The sequence below is a fragment of the Nostocoides australiense Ben110 genome (assembly GCF_001050535.1).
Lineage (GTDB): Bacteria > Actinomycetota > Actinomycetes > Actinomycetales > Dermatophilaceae > Nostocoides_A > Nostocoides_A australiense.
Map to the genome: position 1 here is coordinate 2,391,009 of NZ_HG764815.1, position 19,923 is coordinate 2,410,931.

Annotated in this window: 16 protein-coding genes and 2 pseudogenes; 6 read left to right on the top strand and 12 right to left on the bottom strand. The window is 70.2% G+C overall.

Annotation, left to right across the window (positions count from 1 at the left end):
* Positions 1-265, bottom strand: a pseudogene (locus BN11_RS25175) (hypothetical protein); the annotation flags it as partial.
* Between the two features lie 102 nt (positions 266-367).
* Between BN11_RS25175 and BN11_RS11495 the strand changes: the two are divergent.
* Both BN11_RS11495 and BN11_RS11500 read left to right on the top strand, forming a co-directional pair.
* A complete protein-coding gene (locus BN11_RS11495) occupies positions 368-2,074 on the top strand; it encodes an ABC transporter ATP-binding protein (protein WP_048697809.1) in 1,707 nt (568 codons plus the stop codon).
* On the top strand, positions 2,071-3,924 hold the full coding sequence (locus tag BN11_RS11500) for an ABC transporter ATP-binding protein (protein WP_327152863.1): 1,854 nt from the start codon (positions 2,071-2,073) through the stop codon (positions 3,922-3,924). Before BN11_RS11495 ends, BN11_RS11500 begins: the two co-directional genes overlap by 4 nt.
* 111 nt (positions 3,925-4,035) lie before the next feature.
* Here BN11_RS11500 and BN11_RS11505 read toward each other — a convergent pair whose 3' ends face one another.
* The 4 genes from BN11_RS11505 to guaB all read right to left on the bottom strand — a co-directional run bounded on the left by BN11_RS11505 (position 4,036) and on the right by guaB (position 10,371).
* Positions 4,036-5,772: an FAD-dependent oxidoreductase gene (locus BN11_RS11505; protein ID WP_048701312.1), complete on the bottom strand. Its 1,737-nt coding sequence runs from the start codon at positions 5,770-5,772 to the stop codon at positions 4,036-4,038.
* Between the two features lie 11 nt (positions 5,773-5,783).
* Positions 5,784-7,367: a succinic semialdehyde dehydrogenase gene (locus BN11_RS11510; protein WP_157044102.1), complete on the bottom strand. Its 1,584-nt coding sequence runs from the start codon at positions 7,365-7,367 to the stop codon at positions 5,784-5,786.
* A gap of 238 nt (positions 7,368-7,605) precedes the next feature.
* Positions 7,606-8,727 (bottom strand): GuaB3 family IMP dehydrogenase-related protein, encoded by a 1,122-nt coding sequence (locus tag BN11_RS11515; protein ID WP_048697816.1) that lies wholly within the window; start codon positions 8,725-8,727, stop codon positions 7,606-7,608.
* A gap of 114 nt (positions 8,728-8,841) precedes the next feature.
* Positions 8,842-10,371 (bottom strand): IMP dehydrogenase, encoded by a 1,530-nt coding sequence (gene guaB, locus BN11_RS11520; protein WP_048697819.1) that lies wholly within the window; start codon positions 10,369-10,371, stop codon positions 8,842-8,844.
* A 200-nt stretch (positions 10,372-10,571) separates the two neighbouring features.
* Between guaB and BN11_RS11525 the strand changes: the two genes are divergently transcribed.
* Positions 10,572-10,871, top strand: a complete 300-nt coding sequence (locus BN11_RS11525; protein WP_048701315.1) for a WhiB family transcriptional regulator — start codon at positions 10,572-10,574, stop codon at positions 10,869-10,871.
* Positions 10,872-10,884: 13 nt separating this feature from the next.
* Here the strand turns inward: BN11_RS11525 and BN11_RS25180 are convergent, their stop codons facing one another.
* Together BN11_RS25180 and BN11_RS11530 are read right to left on the bottom strand one after the other, a co-directional pair.
* Positions 10,885-11,169 (bottom strand): hypothetical protein, encoded by a 285-nt coding sequence (locus BN11_RS25180; RefSeq protein ID WP_235435449.1) that lies wholly within the window; start codon positions 11,167-11,169, stop codon positions 10,885-10,887.
* Positions 11,121-12,215, bottom strand: a complete 1,095-nt coding sequence (locus tag BN11_RS11530) for an MFS transporter (RefSeq protein WP_235435450.1) — start codon at positions 12,213-12,215, stop codon at positions 11,121-11,123. Before BN11_RS11530 ends, BN11_RS25180 begins: the two co-directional genes overlap by 49 nt.
* Before the next feature lie 93 nt (positions 12,216-12,308).
* Between BN11_RS11530 and BN11_RS25610 the strand changes: the two genes are divergently transcribed.
* Entirely contained in the window at positions 12,309-12,443 is a 135-nt protein-coding gene (locus tag BN11_RS25610; protein WP_268807103.1) for a hypothetical protein, read from the top strand.
* A 98-nt stretch (positions 12,444-12,541) separates the two neighbouring features.
* Positions 12,542-12,844 (top strand): hypothetical protein, encoded by a 303-nt coding sequence (locus tag BN11_RS11535; protein ID WP_157044103.1) that lies wholly within the window; start codon positions 12,542-12,544, stop codon positions 12,842-12,844.
* 26 nt (positions 12,845-12,870) lie between these two features.
* Here the strand turns inward: BN11_RS11535 and BN11_RS11540 are convergent, their stop codons facing one another.
* From BN11_RS11540 to BN11_RS11560, 5 genes are all read right to left on the bottom strand, one after another.
* Complete coding sequence (locus BN11_RS11540) at positions 12,871-15,849, bottom strand: S8 family serine peptidase (protein WP_048697826.1); 2,979 nt, start codon at positions 15,847-15,849, stop codon at positions 12,871-12,873.
* 323 nt (positions 15,850-16,172) lie between these two features.
* Positions 16,173-17,786 carry a chaperonin GroEL gene (gene groL, locus BN11_RS11545; protein ID WP_048697829.1) on the bottom strand — a complete coding sequence of 538 codons (1,614 nt, stop codon included), beginning with the start codon at positions 17,784-17,786 and terminating at the stop codon, positions 16,173-16,175.
* Between the two features lie 156 nt (positions 17,787-17,942).
* On the bottom strand, positions 17,943-18,239 hold the full coding sequence (gene groES, locus BN11_RS11550; RefSeq protein ID WP_048697833.1) for a co-chaperone GroES: 297 nt from the start codon (positions 18,237-18,239) through the stop codon (positions 17,943-17,945).
* A gap of 182 nt (positions 18,240-18,421) precedes the next feature.
* Positions 18,422-19,180 (bottom strand): sugar nucleotide-binding protein, encoded by a 759-nt coding sequence (locus tag BN11_RS11555; protein WP_048697836.1) that lies wholly within the window; start codon positions 19,178-19,180, stop codon positions 18,422-18,424.
* A gap of 12 nt (positions 19,181-19,192) precedes the next feature.
* Positions 19,193-19,498 carry a GNAT family N-acetyltransferase gene (locus tag BN11_RS11560; protein WP_048697839.1) on the bottom strand — a complete coding sequence of 102 codons (306 nt, stop codon included), beginning with the start codon at positions 19,496-19,498 and terminating at the stop codon, positions 19,193-19,195.
* Between the two features lie 71 nt (positions 19,499-19,569).
* Here BN11_RS11560 and BN11_RS23710 point away from each other — a divergent pair.
* Positions 19,570-19,923: pseudogene (locus BN11_RS23710) on the top strand (class I SAM-dependent methyltransferase); the annotation flags it as partial.

The following is a 19,923-nucleotide window of genomic DNA, read 5'->3' on the forward strand; positions in this document are numbered from 1 at the left end:
GTCCCCGGGGCCCACCGCCCCGCCGGGGTTGCACGCGTGCCGGCATGGCCGCGGGCGCCTCGCGCGGGGGCAGGGTCGGCACGGTGAAGGTGGCGCGCTCGCCGCCATGGGCGTGAGGATCGTTGTGGGCGTGAGGTTCGTTGTGGGCGCGAGGTTCGTTGTGGGCGCGAGGTTCGTTGTGAGCGCCAGGCTCGTTGTGGGCGCGCGCCTGCGGCGCGTCCTCGGCCGCTGGGTACTCCTCCTCGCGGCGCGCCGTCGTCGTCACGAGGCCAGGCTAAGCGCCGAACCCCCGGCCGCCGTGGCGCCACACCGAGCACCGAAAATCGCTCGTGTCCCCAGCGGGGGGTCCGTAGCCTGGATCACCGTCATGAAAGCGTCAGTTCTCCACCCACCGGCGCCGCCCACCTCCACACCGCGCGATTTCCTGCTATGGGGTGCGCGGCTGCAGTGGCGCACCCTCGCGGGCGGCTTGGTCTTCGGGGTGGCGTGGATGACCTCGTTGGCGCTGGTGCCGTGGGCGATCGGGCGCGGTCTCGACGCCGGCATCGTCGCCGACGACCGGCAGGCGCTGCTGCGGTGGGCCCTGATTCTCGTGGCGCTGAGCGCGGTCATCGGGATCACCGGCGCGATCCGGCACTGGTTCGCCGTGCAGAACTGGCTCGACGGCGCCTTCCGCACGATCGTCGTGACCGACGAGGCCGTCACGAGCCGCGGGCAGGAGATCGCGCGGCAGATCCCGGTCGGGGATGTCGTCAGCGTGTCGTCGACGGACATGGAGCGGATCGGCGGCGTCTATGACACCTTCGCCCGCTTCTGCGGCGCCATCGTGTCGTATGTCGTGGTCGCCGTCCTGCTGTTGCGCCAGTCGGTCACGACGGGACTCGTCGTCCTCATCGGCGCGCCGGTGCTGCTGGGGCTGCTGTCGTTGATCATCAAGCCGCTGCAGCGGCGCCAGGCCCAACAGCGTGAAGAGTCGGGCCGGCTGACGACCCTGGGCACCGACACCGTTGCGGGACTTCGCATTCTGCGCGGGATCGGCGGCGAGGCGGAGTTCGTCGGACGGTATGCCGCGCAATCCCAGCACGTGCGCGCGGCGGGCGTGCGCGTGGCCGGCTTCCAGGCCGCTCTCGATGCGAGCCAGACGCTGTTACCCGGGCTGTTCGTCGTCATCGTCGTGTGGACCGGGGCCCGGTCGGTGCTCTCCGGGGAATTGAGCGTCGGCGAACTCGTCGCCTTCTACGGCTACGCGACATTCATGGTCTTCCCGCTGCGCACCGTCACGGAGATGGTCGAGAAGTCCATCCGATTCCGCGTCGCCGCGGGCAAGGTGATGTCGATCCTGCGCATTCAGAGCGACCATCCCGCGGGGAAGGCGGACCAGGTCGTGGACCCGTCCGCCGACCTGTCCGACCCGGCCAGTGGCGCCCGCATCCCCGGCGGACGGCTGACCGCGGTGGTCTCGGCACGGCCGGAGGACTCGGCCGAGCTGGCCGGTCGCCTCGGCCGACTGGGCACCGAATCAACGGTCGCGCTCTGTGAGATTCCCTTGGCGGAGTTGCCGATCCGTCAGGTGCGCGACCTGGTGCTGGTCAACGATCCGGACAGCCGCCTTTTCAGCGGCACCCTGCGTGAGGAGTTGTCCACGGGCCAGGCCATCGACGACGACCGGCTGCTGAAGGCGCTCGACGACGCCTGGGCGCGTGACGTCCTGCTGGCCCTGCCCGACGGCTTGGACGGCCACGTGGAGGAGAAGGGCAGGGGTTTCTCCGGCGGGCAGCGCCAACGCCTGGGCCTGGCCAGGGCGCTCGCGGCGGACCCGCATGTGCTCGTGCTCATCGAACCGACGAGCGCTGTCGACGCTCACACCGAGGCCCGGATCGGCGCCTCCCTGGCGCAATCCCGGCGCGGCCGGACGACCGTCGTCGCCACCGTCAGCCCACTACTGCTGCAGCACACCGACCACGTCGTGCTGCTCGAGTCCGGGCGGGCGATCGCGTCCGGCCGGCACGCCCACCTGGTGCGCGACAACGCGGCATACCGGCACATCGTCCTGCGAGGAGGTGACAGCGAGTGACCACCACCGAAACCCGCACGCGGACCGGCACGCCCCCGGCTCCCCCGCGGCAACCCGCGCAGCAGAGTTGGCTGCGCCGCGCCGAACCCACTGCGGCGCAGATCGATCCTTTTCGTCGCTCGCTCCCGGTCGCCGAGCCGAGCCAGGTGTGGGCGCACACGAAGATGCTGCTGTCCCGTCACCGGGGCACCCTCGCGCTGGTGATCGGGCTGCACGCCCTGGCGGCGCTCGCGTCGTTGGCGCTGCCGCTGATCGTCGGGCGGCTCATCGACGACCTGCGCGCGGGCACGACGCGCGGCCAGGTGGACCAGTTCGCCCTGCTCCTGCTCGCCACGGTGATCGTCCAGACGGCCTTGATGTGGTTCGCTCGGCGGGCAGCCTTCGTCTTCGGCGAGGGGCTCTTCGCCGACCTCCGGGAGCGGTTCATCGACCGAGCCTCACGGCTCCCGCTGCCCGTGCTCGAGCGGGCCGGCACCGGCGACCTCGTGGCGCGGACGACAAATGATGTCGAATCCCTTTCGTGGGCAGCCCGATTCGCCCTTCCGTCCATATTCGTCGCGCTCGTGACGGTCGTCATCACGGTTGCCGCGACGGTTGTCGTCTCGCCGCTCGGCAGTCTCGCCGTGCTCGCCGTGCTGCCGCTCGCGCTGCCCGCCACGTGGTGGTACTTGCGCCGTGCCCGGACCGGCTACCTGTGGGAGCGAGCAGCGTGGGCGCAGCTCAACGGAGTAGCCGCCGAGTCGGCCGACTCCGCCCGCACCATCGACGCCCTCGACCTCGGCGACGTCCGGCACGGGCGGCTGCTCGAGTCGGTGCGCGGGGCCTATCGCGCGGAGTACTACACGCGCTGGCTGCGCATGTGGTGGTTCTCCCCCACCGAGTTCTCGTATGTTGTGCCGGTTGCCGTCGCGCTCGTGTGGTGCGGCTGGCTCGTCGCGGACGGCGCGATGACCCTCGGTGCGGCGACGACGGTCATCCTCTACCTCCGCCAGCTCATCGACCCGCTCGACGAGCTGATCAGCTGGCTCGACGAGATCCAGGTCGCGGCGACCTCGCTGGCCCGGATCATCGGCATCGAGAATGTGCCCGACGATCGTCGGCCCTCCGGCGCGACGCCGGCGGACGACGCGATCTCGGCTCGCGACGTGCACTTCACATATCGCGCGGACAACCCTGTCCTGCACGGCGTTTCGCTTGATCTCATCCCGGGTGAGCGGCTCGCCATCGTCGGCCCGTCGGGTGCGGGCAAGTCGACCCTCGGCCGGCTCATCGCCGGCATCGACGCGCCGGGATCGGGCACGGTGACCGTCGGGGCGGTGCCGCTGATGGAGCTGTCGATGGACGACCTGCGGGGCGAGGTGGCCCTGGTGACGCAGGAGCATCACGTCTTCGTCGGCACCCTGCGCGACAACCTTCTGCTGGCGAAGCCGGGGGCGAGCGACGCCGACCTGCGCACCGCACTGGCCTCCGTCGACGCGCTGGAGTGGGCGACCGGCCTGCCCACGGGCCTCGACACCGAGGTCGGCTCCGGCGGTCACGAGTTGACGCACCCGCAGAGCCAGCAACTCGCGCTGGCGCGGCTCGTCCTGGCCGATCCGCATACCCTTGTCCTGGACGAGGCGACCTCGCTGCTCGACCCCCGCGCCGCACGGCACCTGGAGCGTTCGCTCGCCAAGGTCGTCGACGGCCGGACGGTTGTCGCGATCGCCCACCGGCTGCATACGGCCCACGACGCCGACCGCGTCGCCGTGGTCGAGGACGGCCGGATCAGCGAACTCGGCTCCCACGACGAACTGCTCGCCGCCTACGGCCCCTACGCCGCCCTCTGGCGCTCCTGGCGCGCCGAGTAACCTCCTGCACTCTCGACCCGAGTTACGTGTTCACTCGACGGGGAGGGCCTTCGTCGAGTGAACACGTAACGCTCGTCGAGTGAACACGTAACGCTCGTCGAGAGGACAGTCCTAGGCGACGACGGCAGGGTGGGCGGCGGGGTCGCCGAGGGCCGGGGCGATGGGAGCCAAGCGGACGTAAGCGGACCCTTGCGGCGGGCGCTGATCGGCTTCTCCGGCCTTGGGCCACAACGACATTGCGCGTTCGGCCTGGGCGGTGATGGTCAGCGACGGGTTCACGCCGAGGTTGGCGGAGATGGCCGAGCCGTCGGTGATGTGGAGGGTCGGGTAGCCCCACACGCGGTGGTAGGCGTCGATCACGCCGTCCTGCGCCGTGGCGCCGATGACGGCACCGCCGAGGAAGTGCGCGGTCATCGGGAAGCCGAGCAGTTCCGCCCACGAGCCGCCGGGTATGGCGCGCACCCCCACCCGCTTGCCCAGCGCCTCGGCGAGGGCGCGGGTGCCGGCGTGGCCGGCGGGGATCCAGGACGGGTTCGCCTCGCCATGGCCCTGCCGGGAGGTCAGCGTGCGCCCCCCGAGCCGGCCGCGGCGTCCGGAGACGGTGACCGAGTTGTCGCGGGTCTGCATCACGAGGGCGATGACGGCGCGCTGGGACCACTTGTAGTTGTTGAGCGCCAGCAGCTGACCGGGGTCCTTGGCCATGACGCGGAACATCTCCAGCATCCGTGGCCGGCCCGTATCTCCCGGCACGAGAAGGCTTTTCAGCAAGCCCATGGAGTTGGACCCGGGGCCGTAGCGGACGTTCTCGATGTGCGTCTCGTGGTCGGGATGGAAGGAGGAGGTGATGGCGATGCCGTGGCTGAGGTCGGCTTCGGGCGTGTACTTCGCCAGCTGCGCGCCGAGCAGCGCCTCGGAGTTGGTGCGGGTCAGCTCGCCCAGGCGCGGCGAGAGCCGGGGCATGATGCCGCGGTCCTTCATCGCGTGGAGCAGGGTCTGGGTGCCCCAGGTGCCGGCGGCCAACACGACCTGGTCGGCGGTCCAGGTATGCCGGTCGGGCCGCTTGGCCCCGGAGCGCTGGGTCACAACGCGCCACCGGCCGCCCTCTCCCGCAGGCGGATTCAGTTCGGTCACCTGACGCATGGGCTCGATGACGACACCGAGCCGCTCGGCCAGCGCGAGATAGTTCTTCATCAACGTGTTCTTGGCACCGACGCGGCAGCCGACCATGCAGTTGCCGCACTGCGTGCACCCGGTGCGGTCGGGGCCGGCCCCCCCGAAGTAGGGATCGGCGACCCGCTCCCCTGGCGTTCCGAAGTAGATCCCGACCGGGGTTTTGCGGAAGGTGTCGCCGACACCCATCGACTCAGCCGCGTCACGCATCGCCGCCTCGACCGGGCCCTCGCACGGATTGGTGACGACCGCGAGCATACGGGTGGCCGTCTCGTAATGTGGCGTCAGCTCGGCCTGCCAGTCGGTGATTCCCGCCCACTGCCGGTCCTGAAAGAAGGGCGACGGCGGCACATAGAGCGTGCACGCGTAGTTGAGCGACCCGCCGCCGACCCCCGCGCCAGCCAGGACCAGGACGTCGGGCAGCTTGTGGATGCGCTGGATCCCGAAGCACCCCAGCTGCGGCGCCCACAAGTAGTTGCGCAGATCCCAGTTCGTCTTGGCGAAGTCCTCGTCGGAGAACCGGCGTCCGGCCTCGAGCACGAGCACCCGATAGCCCTTCTCGGCCGCCCTCAGGGCGGCCACCGACCCGCCGAAGCCGGATCCGATGACGACGACGTCATAGTGATCGCCGCTCGTCGCCGGCGCCACGCCGCGACGAACTGCCTTGGCACGCAACATCGTCAGCTTGCTCATGCTCGGCGCGACGCCTTCAGTGCCCGCAGCGCCGAGGTCAGCGTCTTGGCGAACTTCTCGTCGTCCATCCCGAAGACCGGCGCGATCGGCAGCAGCCGCTGAGCGGTGACATTCTGCGATTCGGTGAACCGCAGGATGCCCTCATCGCCGTGGCGGCGCCCGATCCCGCTCGCCTTCATCCCACCCATCGGGGCGGCCACACTGCCCCAGGCGGCGGCATACCCCTCGTTGATATTGACTGTGCCCGTGCGGATCCGGGCGGCCAGCGCCCTCCCTCGCCGCACGTCGCGGGTCCAGACCGAGGCGTTGAGACCGTATTCGGTGTCATTCGCCAGCGCGACCGCCTCGTCATCGCTCGCCACGCGATAGACCGACACCACGGGGCCGAAGGTCTCCTCGTTGCGGCACGCCATCTCGGCCGTGACACCGGAGAGGACGGTCGCCTCATACGCAAATGGCCCGAGGTCGGGGCGAGGCCGCCCGCCGGAGAGCACCGTGGCGCCCTTGGCGACGGCGTCGTCGACGTGCCGGGTCACGGCCTCGAGTTGCTCGGCCGAGGCGAGGGAACCCAGGTCATAGCCGTATGTCAGCGCGGACCCCATCCGCAGCGCAGCGGCGGCCGCGGCGAAGCGGGGCACGAAGGCGTCGTACACCTTCTCGTGCACGATGACCCGCTCGGTGGAGATGCACAACTGTCCGGCCGAGGCGAAGCAGGCGCGCACGGCCCCGGGCACGGCCCGGTCGAGGTCGGCGTCCGCCGCGACATACAGAGAGTTCTTGCCGCCCAGCTCCATCGAGCAGCCGACGAGCCGCTCCCCCGCCGCCTGCGCGATGCGCCGGCCGGTGGCCGTGGACCCGGTGAAGCAGACGTAGTCGGCGTGCTCGAGGACCGCGTTGCCGACAGTCGAGCCGCGTCCGAGCACGACCTCGAGGGCGCCGTCGGGCAGGCCGGCCTCGTGAAGCAGGTGCACGACCGCGAGCGCGGTGAGCGAGCCCTGCATGTCGGGGCGCAGGACGACGGCATTGCCGGCCATCAACGCCGGGATGGCGTCGGTGATCGCGAGGCTGAGCGGATAGTTCCAGGGCGAGACGATGCCGACGACGCCCTTGGGCAGATAGGACTCGATGCTCTGGGTGAGCACCGGATAGGCGCCGGCGCGGCGGCGCGGCCGCAGCGTCTTCTCGGCGGTGAGAGCGTAGTGGCGGGCGACGATGGCGGTGTCGGCGACCTCCTCGTGCGCCTGGCTGCGCGCCTTGCCCGACTCGAGCTGGACGAGGTCGAGCAGCTCGGACTGGCCGTCCAGGAGTAGGTCGTGGAAACGCAGCAGTATGTCGCGGCGTGCCTCGAAGGTCGTTGCCGCCCAGCGCTTCTGGGAGCTGCGGGCCGCGGTCACCGCACGCTCGGCGTCCTCCGGCGTCGACAGCGGCAAGGTGGCGATCACCTCGCCGGACATCGGGGTGCGCACCTCGAAGTGCTCCGGCTCCCGGCTGCATACGACCAATTCGGCCCAGGTCCGGACCCGCTCCGGATCGAGGGCGAAGCCGGGGGTCGCCTGAGCAGGGGTCATCGTCGCCGTCATACCTCGCAGGTTACTGCCAGCAGGTGGCCCCGCCGAGCGCCGAGTAGCCCCTGTCACACCCCGGGATGGCCGGGGCGGTGCGGCCGAGCGACCCGAGCCGCCCGAGAAGCGGGGCCTGGTTTCCGTACACGGGCCTGGTTATAGCCCGGCCCGCGAACGAGAACCCGGCCCCGCTTCATCCGAACCCGGCCCGGCGCGGTGATGACGCAGGTGGACCCGTCCGGGTGCGGCGCCAGGCTCAGCTGCGCACGTGCGGGGAGACGACGACGTCGATGCGCTGGAACTCCTTCAGCTCCAGATAGCCGGTCGTCGCCATCGCGCGGCGCAGAGCACCCATAAGGTTGGTCGTGCCGTCGGCCGAACGGCTCGGGCCGAAGAGGATCTCCTGCAGGCTCCCGGCCGTGCCCACCTCGACCCGCTCTCCGCGCGGCAAATCCCGGTGGTGCGCCTCCGGGCCCCAGTGGAAACCGCGGCCGGGCGCCTCGGTGGCACGAGCCAGGGCCGCGCCGAGCATGACTGCGTCGGCGCCGCAGGCCATCGCCTTGACGATATCGCCGCTGACGCCCATGCCCCCGTCGGCGATGACATGGACGTAGCGGCCGCCGGACTCGTCGAGGTAGTCGCGTCGGGCGCCGGCGACGTCGGCGACGGCCGACGCCATGGGCCCGTGGATGCCGAGGGCGGTGCGAGTCGTATGGGCAGCGCCGCCGCCGAAACCGACGAGCACGCCGGCCGCGCCGGTGCGCATCAGGTGGAGGGCGGCCGTGTAGCTCGCCACACCGCCGACGATGACGGGCACCTCGAGTTCGTAGATGAACCGTTTGAGATTCAGCGGTTCGGCGCGCGAGGAAACATGCTCCGCGGAGACGGTGGTGCCCCGGATGACGAAGATGTCGACGTGGCTCTCGACGACGGAGTTCCAGAACTGCTGGGTGCGCTGCGGCGACAAGGCCCCGGCGACAGTCACCCCCGCGTCGCGGATCTCCTTCAGCCGCGCGCCGATCAGGTCGGGCTTGATGTCCTCGGCGTAGATCTCCTGCATGCGCGCCGTGGCCAGCGCCGGCTCGAGCGTGGCGATCTCCGCGAGGAGGGGCTCGGGATCCTCATACCGGGTCCACAGTCCCTCGAGGTCGAGCACCGGCAGGCCGCCGGCCTGGCCGAAGGCGATGGCCGAGGCGGGCGACATGACCGAGTCCATCGGTGCGGCGAGCACCGGGATCTCGAACCGGTAGGCGTCGATCTGCCAGTCGGTGGAGACGTCCTCGGGGTCGCGGGTGCGCCGCGAGGGCACCACGGCGATCTCGTCGAAGGAGTATGCCCGCCGCCCGCGCTTGCCGCGCCCGATCTCGATCTCAGCCACCCGCCAAGGCTATCCGCCGCCGACACCGCATACCGTCACCGTCCACTCCCCTGCCGTGACATCTCGACGGGGCCGAATCGACATCTCGACGGGGGGCGTCGAGATGTCGCCAGGTCAGCGGCCGCGGTAGTTGGGGGCCTCGGCGACCATCTGCACGTCGTGCGGGTGGGATTCCTTCAGGCCGGCGGCGGTGATGCGCACGAAACGGCCCCTGGCCTGCAGCTCCGGGACCGTGCGGGCGCCGACATAGAACATCGACTGGTGCAGCCCCCCGATGAGCTGGTGGGTGACCTGGGCGACCGGGCCGCGGTAGGCGACCTGGCCCTCGATGCCCTCGGGCACGATCTTGTCGTCGGATTCGACGTCGGCCTGGAAGTAGCGGTCCTTGGAGTAGGACTTCTTGCCGCGCGAGCTCATGGCGCCGATCGAGCCCATGCCACGGTAGGCCTTGAACTGCTTGCCGTTGATATAGACGGTCTCGCCGGGGGTCTCCTCGCAGCCGGCGAACAGGCCGCCGATCATGACGGTGTCCGCGCCGGCGACCAGCGCCTTGGCGATATCGCCGGAGAACTGCAGGCCGCCGTCGCCGATGACCGGCACCCCGGCCGGCTTGCACGCCTGGGCGGCTTGATGGATAGCGGTGATCTGCGGCACCCCCACGCCGGCCACGACCCGGGTGGTGCAGATCGATCCCGGTCCCACGCCGACCTTGACGGCATCCACGCCCGCGTCCACGAGCGCCTGGGCGCCCTCGCGGGTGGCGACATTGCCCCCGATGACCTGCACATGCCGCATACCCGGGTCGGACTTGATCCGCCGGACCATCTCCAGCAGCGCCCGGGCGTGGCCGTTGGCGGTGTCGGCGACCAGGACATCGACGCCGGCGTCGACGAGAGTCGTCGTGCGCTGCCAGGCGTCGCCGAAGAAGCCGACGGCCGCGGCGACGAGCAGCCGCCCGTCGGCGTCCTTGCTGGCGTTGGGGAACTGCTCGGACTTCACGAAGTCCTTGACCGTGATCAGCCCGGCCAGGCGACCCTCGTCGTCGACGATCGGCAGGCGCTCACGCTTGTTCTGCCGCAGCAACGCGATGGCGGCGTCGCGCTCGATGCCGACCGGGGCGGTGAACAGCGGCATCGGCGTCATCACGTCGGCGACCTTGGTGCTCGCCCACTCGGCGACCGGGGTGAAGCGCAGGTCGCGGTTGGTGATGATGCCGAGGAGCTGGTTGTCGACGCCGACGACCGGCAAACCCGAGACGCGATACTGCCCGCACACGGTGTCGAGGTCCTCGAGGGTGGCGTCCGGGCCGATGGTGATCGGGTTGGAGATGATCCCGGTCTGGGTGCGCTTGACCAGGTCGACCTGGTAGGCCTGGTCCTCGATCGAGAGGTTGCGGTGCAGCACGCCGATGCCGCCCTGGCGGGCCATGGCGATGGCCATCCGCGCTTCGGTGACCGTGTCCATGGCGGCCGAGACCAGCGGGATCCGGAGCGCGAGCTCGCGGGTCAGCCGGCTGGTGGCGTCGACCTCGCTGGGGATGACGTCCGTCTCACCAGGCAGCAGCAGGACATCGTCATATGTAAGTCCGAGGAGCCCGAACGGCCCCCCGTGGTCGATCGCATCGATGGGAGCCTCGCTCGTCATTCCCCAATGGTACGGGGTGCTCTCGGTCCTGCACCGGCGGCGAAAGCTGCCACGGCGCCGGACATATAACCAATCCTTTGCCATTTTCTAACTTGCGGCTTGCACAACGGACTGGACATCCGTCATACGGTCCGGTTCCAGACGTTGCCGAGGCAGCAGTGGGACCCCGGCGACCCGAGCCGAAAGGGGTGTCCGCGCACATGCCCGACCTGATGACCGTCCCCTCGCCCCTTGCCACCGAATGGGATTGGCAACACCGCGGGTCCTGCCGGAGCCTGAGCCCGGAGATCTTCTTCCACCCCGAGGGTGAGCGCGGCTCGGCCCGCCGGGTCCGGGACCGGGCGGCCAAGGACGTGTGCGCCGAGTGCCCCGTGCTGGCTCGATGCCGCGAGCACGCCCTGCGGGCCCGCGAGCCGTATGGAGTGTGGGGCGGCATGAGCGAAGACGAGCGTCTCGCCTTCTACGAGGCCCACGGGCTTCCGGTCCGCCGGGCCAGCTGAGCACCGGAAAGCCTTACACCCGTGGGCGGTTCAGCCCGCGGGTGCGGGCGCGCCATTCGCGGCGCAGCGCCTCCCGCCACGGCGGGACCACCTGCCCCTGGGCCGCCAGGACCCGGCGGGCGCGGCCGCGGGTGAGGTACATGCCGACGATGCCCACGGCATACAGCGGAAGTTGCACGGCCATCGCGAGGCGGAACTGGCCGAGCGTGTAGTCCGGCCCGTCGCCGGCGGCGTCCAGGACCAGGCCGATCAGCTGCGTCGCGATGACGCACGCGGTGAACCCGCCGAGGTTGACCACCGCGTTGGCGGCGCCGAGGCGATGACCGGGGTTGAAGGTGCGGGCGAAGTCGAACCCGATCGCCGAACCCGGTCCCCCGACGGCAAGCCCGGCGCACAACGCGACGAGCAGCCACAGCGGGGCCGGGCCCGGCCAGAGCAGCACCAGCAGCCACGGCACCAGCCCGGCGGCCACCATCGCGAGCACGAGATTGCTGCGCCGCAGCGGATGGCGCTGCACCAGGACCCCAGCATCGGGCCGACGATCGCACCCACGACGGCCAGGAGGCCGATGAGCAGGCTGGCGGTCGGTTTGGACACGCCTTCCCCTTGGGTCAGATAGGGGAAGCCCCACATCATGCCGAAGACCATGGGGGCGAAGCAGGTGGTCCAGTGTGTCCACATCCCCAGCAGAGTGCCCGGATGCCGCGCTGCCGCACGCAGATTCGCGCGCATGCCGACGGCAGGCCGGACGGGGGCGGGTATGCCGGGTGGCCGGTCGCGCAGGAAGGTCCAGGAGAGCGCCGCCGCGGCGAGCGCCGTGAGCGTGACGGCGAGGAAGGCGGTGCGCCAGCCGCGGGCGTCGAGCAGCCACGCGAACGGCAGGGCGCTGACGATCTGCCCGAGCTGCCCGGACAGCCCGACGAACTGGGTGACGATCGGCACCCGCCGCGGCGGGAACCAGGACGGCAGCAGCCGGATGACGGAGGAGAAGACGAAGGCGTCGCCGGCGCCGAGGATCATCCGGCCGGGGATGGCGATGGTCACCGAGTCGGCGAACGCCATGACGATCTGCCCGATGCCCATCGTGGCCAACCCGAGCGTGAGCATCCGGCGCGAGCCGTAGCGATCGAGCAGCACACCCGCCGGGATCTGCATCGCGGCATACACCAGCAACTGCAGCACGACGAAGGTGGCGATGATGCTCGCCCGGGCGTGGAAGTGCTCGACCGCCGACAGCCCGGCGACGCCGAGCGTCCGCCGTGCCGTAGCCGACGACGCCGAGGCCGAAGGTGACCCACGCCCGCACGCCCCCAGGTGCGAAGGTCGGTCGGCGCGGGCGGTCACGAGGGATCAGTCTCCCCGATCGTGCGCGGCGGGCGGAAATCCAGCCGGGGACGCGGCGGCTGCGGCGGCGCGACGGCGTGATCTGATGTCGGAGTGCGAGTGCGGGTGGCGACGGCGGGTGATGTCGAGGCGCTCGTGGAGATGAAGCGGCAGCTCATCGAATCCTTCGCGGCACCCGACGGAGTCGTATGCCGGCTGGCACGAGCGGGCGGCTCGCGCACTGCGTGAGATGTTGGGGCGCGACACGATCCGGTATGCCGTGGCGGAGGTCGACGGGCTTGTGTCATGAGCGAGCCTCCACTGTCGATCGGCCGGACGACCTCATCGTGCCCACCCCACGCCCGCCGCGGATCATCGTGGTCACCAGCGTGATCATGGCGGGCGTCGAGGACGGTCGGGTGCTCGAGACCGAACACGGTGTCGGTTATGCCTTGGTCGACCTTCCGCCGCAGGTGCCGACCGGCAGCCGGGTGCACGTGCGGGGGTGGGTGGACCACGAGCGGCGTACGACGCTCAACCAGGGACCGGTGCTCGTGGTCTCGCAGGTCGAGGCCATGCCCGAGGACGTGCCCGCAGACGTGACCGCGGACATGACGGGGCCCCCACCTGAAGGTGGGGGCCCCGCCTAACCGATCGTGTCAGCCGATGGCGCCCGTCAGGGGTTGACGGCCACCACGGTGTCGGCTTCGATCGTGCCGCCGATGCGGTGGGTGACGCTGCCGAGGTATTCCACGCCGGCGGTCAGGCCACTCCAACCGACGACCACGTCGACCTTGTCACCGACGGCCACGTTCTGGGGGCTGCCCGAGACCACCGAGAGGCTGCCACCGGTGGTGGCGGGGACCAGCCAGCTGCGCAGGTCGTAGGCGACCGGCGTGGCGCCGACGGCCCAGCCGTGGACGATCATCGTGTAGGTGCCATCGGCCGGACGGACCAGGTCGATCTGCTCATCCGTGCCGCCATTGGTCGACTGCGCCACGACCTTGCCGCTCGAGTCGAGCAGGTAGATGTCGAGGTCGACGTCGCCGCCGACGTCGAGCTTCCACCGGGCGTGGTCGACACCGTTCAGCGTGTAGGGGATCCGGTCGACTCCCGCGCCGTCGTCAGGGCTCGGGTAGGTCTGGTCCGGGTCCTGCGCCACGGTGTCGTTGTGGTGTTCGGCCGGCACCAGGCCGTGTGCGGTGGCGGTGTAGGTGCCCGCCACGCCGACGGTCGAGGTGATGGTCGCCTGACCGGAGGTGCCGGTGCCGGTGATCTCGGCCGGTGACGCGATGCGGGTGGCGTTCACCGCGATCGGGGATCGCACGGCATACCCGCTGCCCTGCCACGTCAGCGAGCCGAAACGCCACGCGCCGATCGGGGCACCGGTGTTGGTCACTGACACCTCGAAGGACTTGCTGGCACCCGGAGCGACGGTGATCGTGGCCGGGCTGACGGTGACGCGGTAGCCCTGCGGAGCCCGCACGGACGCGGTCGCGGTGATCGCCTGCGAGGAGACGTTCGTGACGGTCCGCTTGACGGTCATCGTGCCCGGGACCGCGGACATACCGATGGACGGGTAGTTGAGGTTCTCGGCCGTTGTCGCATAGCCGGCGTTGGCCAGCCCGCCACACGTGGCGTCGGGGTTGGCGAAGGCTTCCCGGCCCTCGTCGCACAGGAAACCGAGGTAGTCGTAGAAGCCGGCGTCATAGACCAGTCCAGGCTGGAAGGAGGTGCTCTTCGCGCCCGGGGAACCCAGCTTCGCCATCCCGGAACCGGTGTCGAACGGGTCGGCCGGCGTGACGCGGTCGTTCTTGCGGACCGCGGCGTAGGACTGGGTCATCAGGGCGGACTTCGCCGCCGCGGCAGACCACTCGGGGTGGGCCTGCTTCAGCAGCGCGTAGGAGCCCGCGACGACCGGCGACGACATCGACGTGCCGGCGATGGCCTGCCACAGCTGCCCGGCAGGCTGGCTGCCGCCGCTCGGCATGGGGGTGTTGCCCGCCATGATCTGCGCACCGGGGGCCGAGATGTCGGGCTTGATGGTGTCGCTGTTGGGAACTGTCGGGCCGCGGCTGGAGAAGTAGGTCACGGTCGGGCTGTAGTGCCAGAGGGTGTCCATGCCCAGGTTCGTAATCCGCGCCGTGGCACCGGGGGTGTTGTTGGCGTACCGGCGGATCCGTGCGCCGTTGGTGTAGTCCATCATCACCGTCGGGACGAAGAAGTTGTCCGAGAACATCGTGTCGCCATCGGTGGAGTTGAACAGCACCATGCCGACGCCACCGGCCCGCTTGACCTCGGCGCTCTTGGCGACGCGACCGTTGACACCGCGCTCACACAGCACGATCTTGCCGCGCACCTTCGCCGCGGACAGGCTGCCCTCGACGCAGTAGCGCGAGTCCGTCCCGCCCGCGTGCGTGCCGTCGATGATCGGCTTGACGCCGGTGCCCTTGGTGACGGATGTGCCCTTGAAGACCCGGCCGTCGCCGAGCTTGACGCGGCCGGCGAAGTTGCGGGGGAAGGTGGTGGCGCCCACGCCGGTCACCCAGGGGACATTGGCGGGGCCGCCGACCGTCTCCGGGCCGGGGCCGTCGTTGCCGGCGGACACGGCGGCGAAGACGCCGGCGTCCGCGGCGAACAGGAAGGCGAGGGTGTCGGCGCTGACGACTTCGGCACCGCCGCCGATGGAGTAGTTGATGACATCCACGCCGTCGGCGACCGCTTGGTCGATGGCGGCTGTCAGGTCGGACCCGTAGCCACCGGCATCGCCGAGGGCCTTGTAGGCGATGATCTGGGCGCGCGGCGCGATGCCCGAGACGATGTCCTTGTTGACGCCGAAGATCCGGGACTGGACGTTGGCGTTGCCGGCCGCCGTCGTCGCGGTGTGGGTGCCGTGCCCCTCGTTGTCCCGGGCGGAGTCGAACTCATCGTGCTCGAGGCCGGTCTGGGACTTGTAGACGTCGAGGAATTCCCGGGCGCCGATGAGCTTGTTGTTGCAGGTGAACGGCTTGTCGTTGGGGTTCCAGGCCTGGTTGCCGAAGGCACACGCGGAGCGCTCGGACTCATCGAGCGTCGGTGCGGCGGGGAAGGTGCCGTTGTCCCTGAGCATGGGGTGCTCGGGCCAGATCCCGGTGTCGATCACACCGACGATCACGCCGTTGCCCTTGATCCCCTTGGCGTAGGCACCGGTGTCGAGCCCGAGGAACTTCTGCAGGTCGTTGACCCCGGACGGCGCGGCCTTGGCCTCGTTGACTGCCGCGGCGATCGCCGTGGGCTGGCGCATCTCGTCCTTGAGGACCGCAGCGACGCCCGGTTGCTTGGCGAGCGCGGCGGCACCCTTGGCGTCGGTCAGCACCGAGAAGCCGTTGAGGGCGTTGGTATAGGTGTTGACCTTCCGGGAGACCGCAATTCCTGCGCCCTTGAGGACCTTGTCATGGCTCGCCTTCAGCGCGGCCCGCTTGCTTTGGGCCCCGCTGGTGCGCAGGTCGCTCTGCTTGGTCGACCGCAGCAGTGGGTCGGCCTGCATGACGACGATATAGCTGCCGCCGACACCCTTGCCGGACGGCGCGGTCGTGGCATTCGCCCCGCCTGCGCTCGCGCCGGCGAACGCGACGGCGGTGGCCGCGACTCCGGCGAACGCGATGATTCGCTTCACAGTGTGGATCTCCCTTCGGGAACAACGGCTTCGCCGGCCCACGAGCGAAGCCCCCCGACCGCATCGACGCGACCGGACGAGCGAAGGCTAACGCCCGGTAGCGCACGTCGGCTAGGCCTTCCCCCGCGTGTCTCGCCGAACCCGGCGGAGCCCACGGCTGCACATAACCCGTCACGAGTCGGGGAATGTCTCCGGCCACATCCCCCAACTCGTGACAACACAGCAGATCAGCACGGCGGATCTGACGACCACGGCCCCCGGATGGACCGCGCGAGCGGGCCATCCGGGGGCCATGAGGAGTCAGATCGAGAAGACGACGAGCATCAGTGCCCGTGGCCGTGACCGGCCGCGGGAGCGGCGGGCTCCTCTTCCTTCTTCTCCACCACGAGGGTGTCGGTGGTCAGAACCATCGAGGCGATCGACGCGGCGTTGCGCAGCGCCGACCGGGTGACCTTGACCGGGTCGACGACACCGACGCCGGCGAGGTCGACATACTCGCCCGTGGCGGCGTTCAGGCCCTGGCCGATCGGGAGCTCGCCGACCTTGGAGACGGCGACATAGCCCTCCATGCCGGCGTTCTCGGCGATCCAGCGCAGCGGCTCGGCGGCGGACTTGCGGACGATATTGGCGCCGGTGAGCTCGTCACCGGTCAGGCCCAGGTCGTCCAGGGCGGGCAGCGCGTGGACGAGGGCGGTGCCGCCACCGGCGACGATGCCTTCCTCGATCGCCGCGCGGGTGGCGGAGATCGCGTCCTCGATGCGGTGCTTCTTCTCCTTCAGCTCCACCTCGGTGTGCGCGCCGACCTTGATCACGCAGACGCCGCCGGCGAGCTTGGCGAGGCGCTCCTGGAGCTTCTCGCGGTCCCAGTCGGAGTCGGTCTTGTCGATCTCGGCCTTGAGGGTGTTGACGCGGCCGGCGACCTCGTCGGCGGACCCGGCACCGTCGACGATGGTCGTGGTGTCCTTGGTGACGACGACGCGGCGGGCCTGGCCGAGCAACTGGAGGCCGGCCTGGTCGAGCTTGAGGCCGACTTCCTCGGAGATGACCTGGCCACCGGTGAGGATGGCCATGTCCTGCAGCATCGCCTTGCGGCGGTCACCGAAGCCGGGCGCCTTGACGGCGACGGCGTTGAAGGTGCCGCGCAGCTTGTTGACCACGAGCGTGGACAGCGCCTCGCCGTCGACATCCTCGGCGATGATGGCCAGCGGCTTGCCGCTCTTCATGACCTTCTCGAGCACCGGCAGCAGGTCGGCGATCGTGGAGATCTTGCCCTGGTTGATCAGCAGGTAGCAGTCCTCGAGGACGGCCTCCATGCGCTCGGGGTCGGAGACCATGTAGGGGCTGATGTAGCCCTTGTCGAACTGCATACCCTCCGTGAACTCCAGCACCGTCTCGGCGGTGGAGGACTCCTCGACGGTGATCACGCCGTCCTTGCCGACCTTGTCGAAGGCGTCGGCGATGATCGAGCCGATGCCGTCGTCCTGCGCCGAAAGCGCTGCGACAGAAGCGATATCGTCCTTGCCGTCGACCTCGCGGGCGTTCTCGAGGAGGCGAGCGTTCAGGGCCTCGACGGCAGCGTCCATACCGCGCTTGAGGCTCGCGGGCGAGGCACCGGCCGCGACATTGCGCAGGCCCTCCCTGACCATCGCCTGGGCGAGGACGGTCGCCGTGGTGGTGCCGTCACCGGCGATGTCGTTGGTCTTGGTGGCGACCTCCTTGGCGAGCTGGGCGCCGAGGTTCTCGTAGGGGTCCTCGAGCTCCACCTCACGGGCGATGGTCACGCCGTCGTTGGTGATGGTCGGGGCGCCCCACTTCTTGTCGATGACGACATTGCGGCCCTTGGGGCCGAGCGTCACCTTGACCGCGTTGGCGAGGGCGTCGACGCCCCGCTCCAGCGACTTGCGGGCGGAGTCGTTGAACTCCAGTTCCTTGGCCATGAAAGTCCTTTGGTTTCAACTCGGTACTGCTGTGTCGGGGTCCCCGCGAAGTTCGAAGTCAGGAGCGAACGGGGCACCTCGTGGGGTGACATGTGCCGTGGGCTCACCACTGCGGGCGAGCCCACGGCATACGTGGTGGTGCGGTATGGGGTCGGCTCAGCCGACGATGGCGAGCACGTCGCGGGCGGAGAGGATGAGGTACTCCTCGCCGCCGTGCTTGATCTCGGTGCCGCCGTACTTGCTGTAGATCACGCGGTCGCCGACGGCCACGTCGAGCGGGATGCGCTCGTCGCCGTCCTCGTTCCAGCGGCCGGGGCCGACGGCGAGAACCTCGCCCTCCTGCGGCTTCTCCTTGGCCGTGTCCGGGATGACCAGGCCGGACGCCGTCGTCTGCTCAGCCTCGAGGGACTTGATGACGATGCGGTCTTCGAGCGGCTTGATGGAAACCGACACGATGACTCCTTCGATGTCTATTACGGATGAATGGTGTGCAGTTCTGGTGTGCACTCCGGCCGCCGTCGCGGGGGTCGACCGTTGTGTCACGTTGGGTGTCACATTGGCACTCGCCTGGGGAGAGTGCCAGTCAGAATCTATGCCGCGGATTAGCACTCGGTCAACTCGAGTGCCAGCACTCCTCAGGAGCCCGTGAGGCGGCTCAGGCGCTCGCTGAGGGAGCGGACCGGGACGCGAGGATCGAGCATCCGGTTGTCCATAACGACGTCGTCGGTGGGGATGACGTCCCATCCCGCCTCGAGGCGGCCGGCCAGCCGGGTCGCGATCTCGTTGAGGGACAAGCCATCCGGATTGCCCTCCACCTGGAACAGCCCGCCCTCCCCGCGGTCGAGCAGGTGCACGAGCGCGGCAGCGGTGTCGTCGAGGAAGCAGCTCGACGGGATCCACCGGGTGCTGGCTTGGACGCGGCCGGCACCGTCCGCGGCCGCGCGCGTCAGATAGTCGGTCATCGTGTTGGACCCCGGCGCGTCGCCGATCTGCCACCCGAGTCGCGCGATGATCGCCTCCGGATGGGCGGCAGCGACCTGCCGTTCGCACTCCTGCTTGTAACGCCCGTAGTCGTCGCTCGCCTCCGGCACGACCTCGACTCCCAGCGGCCCGCGCTGGGTCGCGGCGAAGACGGACACCGAACTGGTGAACAGATACGGCATGCCGCGCTCGGCGCACAGCCGCGCCATCGAGGCCGCCCATTCGGGCGCCCCCATCGCGAGGTGACAGATCCCGCCCGCCGCGGACTCGTCCACGAAGGCCCGCATGGCGCCCTCGTCGCCGGGGGGCACCCGCGCGCGGTCCCACGCGAGGACCTTCTCGCCACGCGCGCGCAAGGCGGCCGCCAGGCGCGGGGCGACCGTGCCATTCATTCCCGTCACGATCCACCGCATCCGGCAATCCTCTCAGCCCGGCAGGCCATGCAGGATCGCGGTGGCATGGCCGCGACCGCGCGACGTGGGTTCGGTCCACATCCCCCAGACGCACGTGACCCCGTCGGCATCCTCGAAGGTCGCCCCGATGGCCACCGGATCGCCCTCCTCCTCGACGACCACCATCGGCCCGCGCATCCGCTGCCGCCAGTCCGCCTCGGTGAAGCCCCGCTCCCGCTCCAGGGTGGAGCCGAACGCCGAGGGGGTGTCGGCGAGCGCTCGCAGCCGGATCTCGCGGTAGAGCTCCCACTCGTCCTCGCTCAGCGAGCGCGTTGTCATGGCCGGACGCTGCCAGGCGGTATGCCGCCGCCGCAACACGATTTCCCGCGCGCCGGTGTTGGATGGAGCCCGTGGACGTGGACCTGGTGCGCTGGCTCGGGTCGCCTGGCGGGCGCGACCTCCTGCGCAGCCTCGGGTCGTATGCCGAGGCGCGCGTTCCCGCTGAGTCCACCCGCCTGCGGGGGCTGGGCCTGAGTGCCGAGCAGGTTGCGGCGTTGTTGACGCAGCAGCGGTTGCGCACGCGGGCGCACGAGAAGTTCGGCGATCTCGCCGACGATCTGCTGTTCACCGCCGACGGCCTGGAGCAGGCCAGCCGGCCGGAGGTGGCCGCCGGCCACGCCGAGCGCTTCGCCGCGGCCGGGCTCGAGCGCGTGCACGACCTCGGGTGCGGGGTCGGCGCCGACGCCATCGCGCTCGCAATCGCC

What these genes read in the sequence shown, in the direction of transcription:
- BN11_RS11510 (WP_157044102.1), bottom strand. Translation starts at nt 7,367, where the DNA reads ATGACGGCGACGATGACCCCTGCTCAGGCGACCCCCGGCTTCGCCCTC.
- BN11_RS11555 (WP_048697836.1), bottom strand. Translation starts at nt 19,180, where the DNA reads ATGCGGTGGATCGTGACGGGAATGAATGGCACGGTCGCCCCGCGCCTG.
- BN11_RS11560 (WP_048697839.1), bottom strand. Translation starts at nt 19,498, where the DNA reads ATGACAACGCGCTCGCTGAGCGAGGACGAGTGGGAGCTCTACCGCGAG.
- groL (WP_048697829.1), bottom strand. Translation starts at nt 17,786, where the DNA reads ATGGCCAAGGAACTGGAGTTCAACGACTCCGCCCGCAAGTCGCTGGAG.
- BN11_RS11525 (WP_048701315.1), top strand. Translation starts at nt 10,572, where the DNA reads ATGCCCGACCTGATGACCGTCCCCTCGCCCCTTGCCACCGAATGGGAT.
- BN11_RS11495 (WP_048697809.1), top strand. Translation starts at nt 368, where the DNA reads ATGAAAGCGTCAGTTCTCCACCCACCGGCGCCGCCCACCTCCACACCG.
- BN11_RS11505 (WP_048701312.1), bottom strand. Translation starts at nt 5,772, where the DNA reads ATGTTGCGTGCCAAGGCAGTTCGTCGCGGCGTGGCGCCGGCGACGAGC.
- guaB (WP_048697819.1), bottom strand. Translation starts at nt 10,371, where the DNA reads ATGACGAGCGAGGCTCCCATCGATGCGATCGACCACGGGGGGCCGTTC.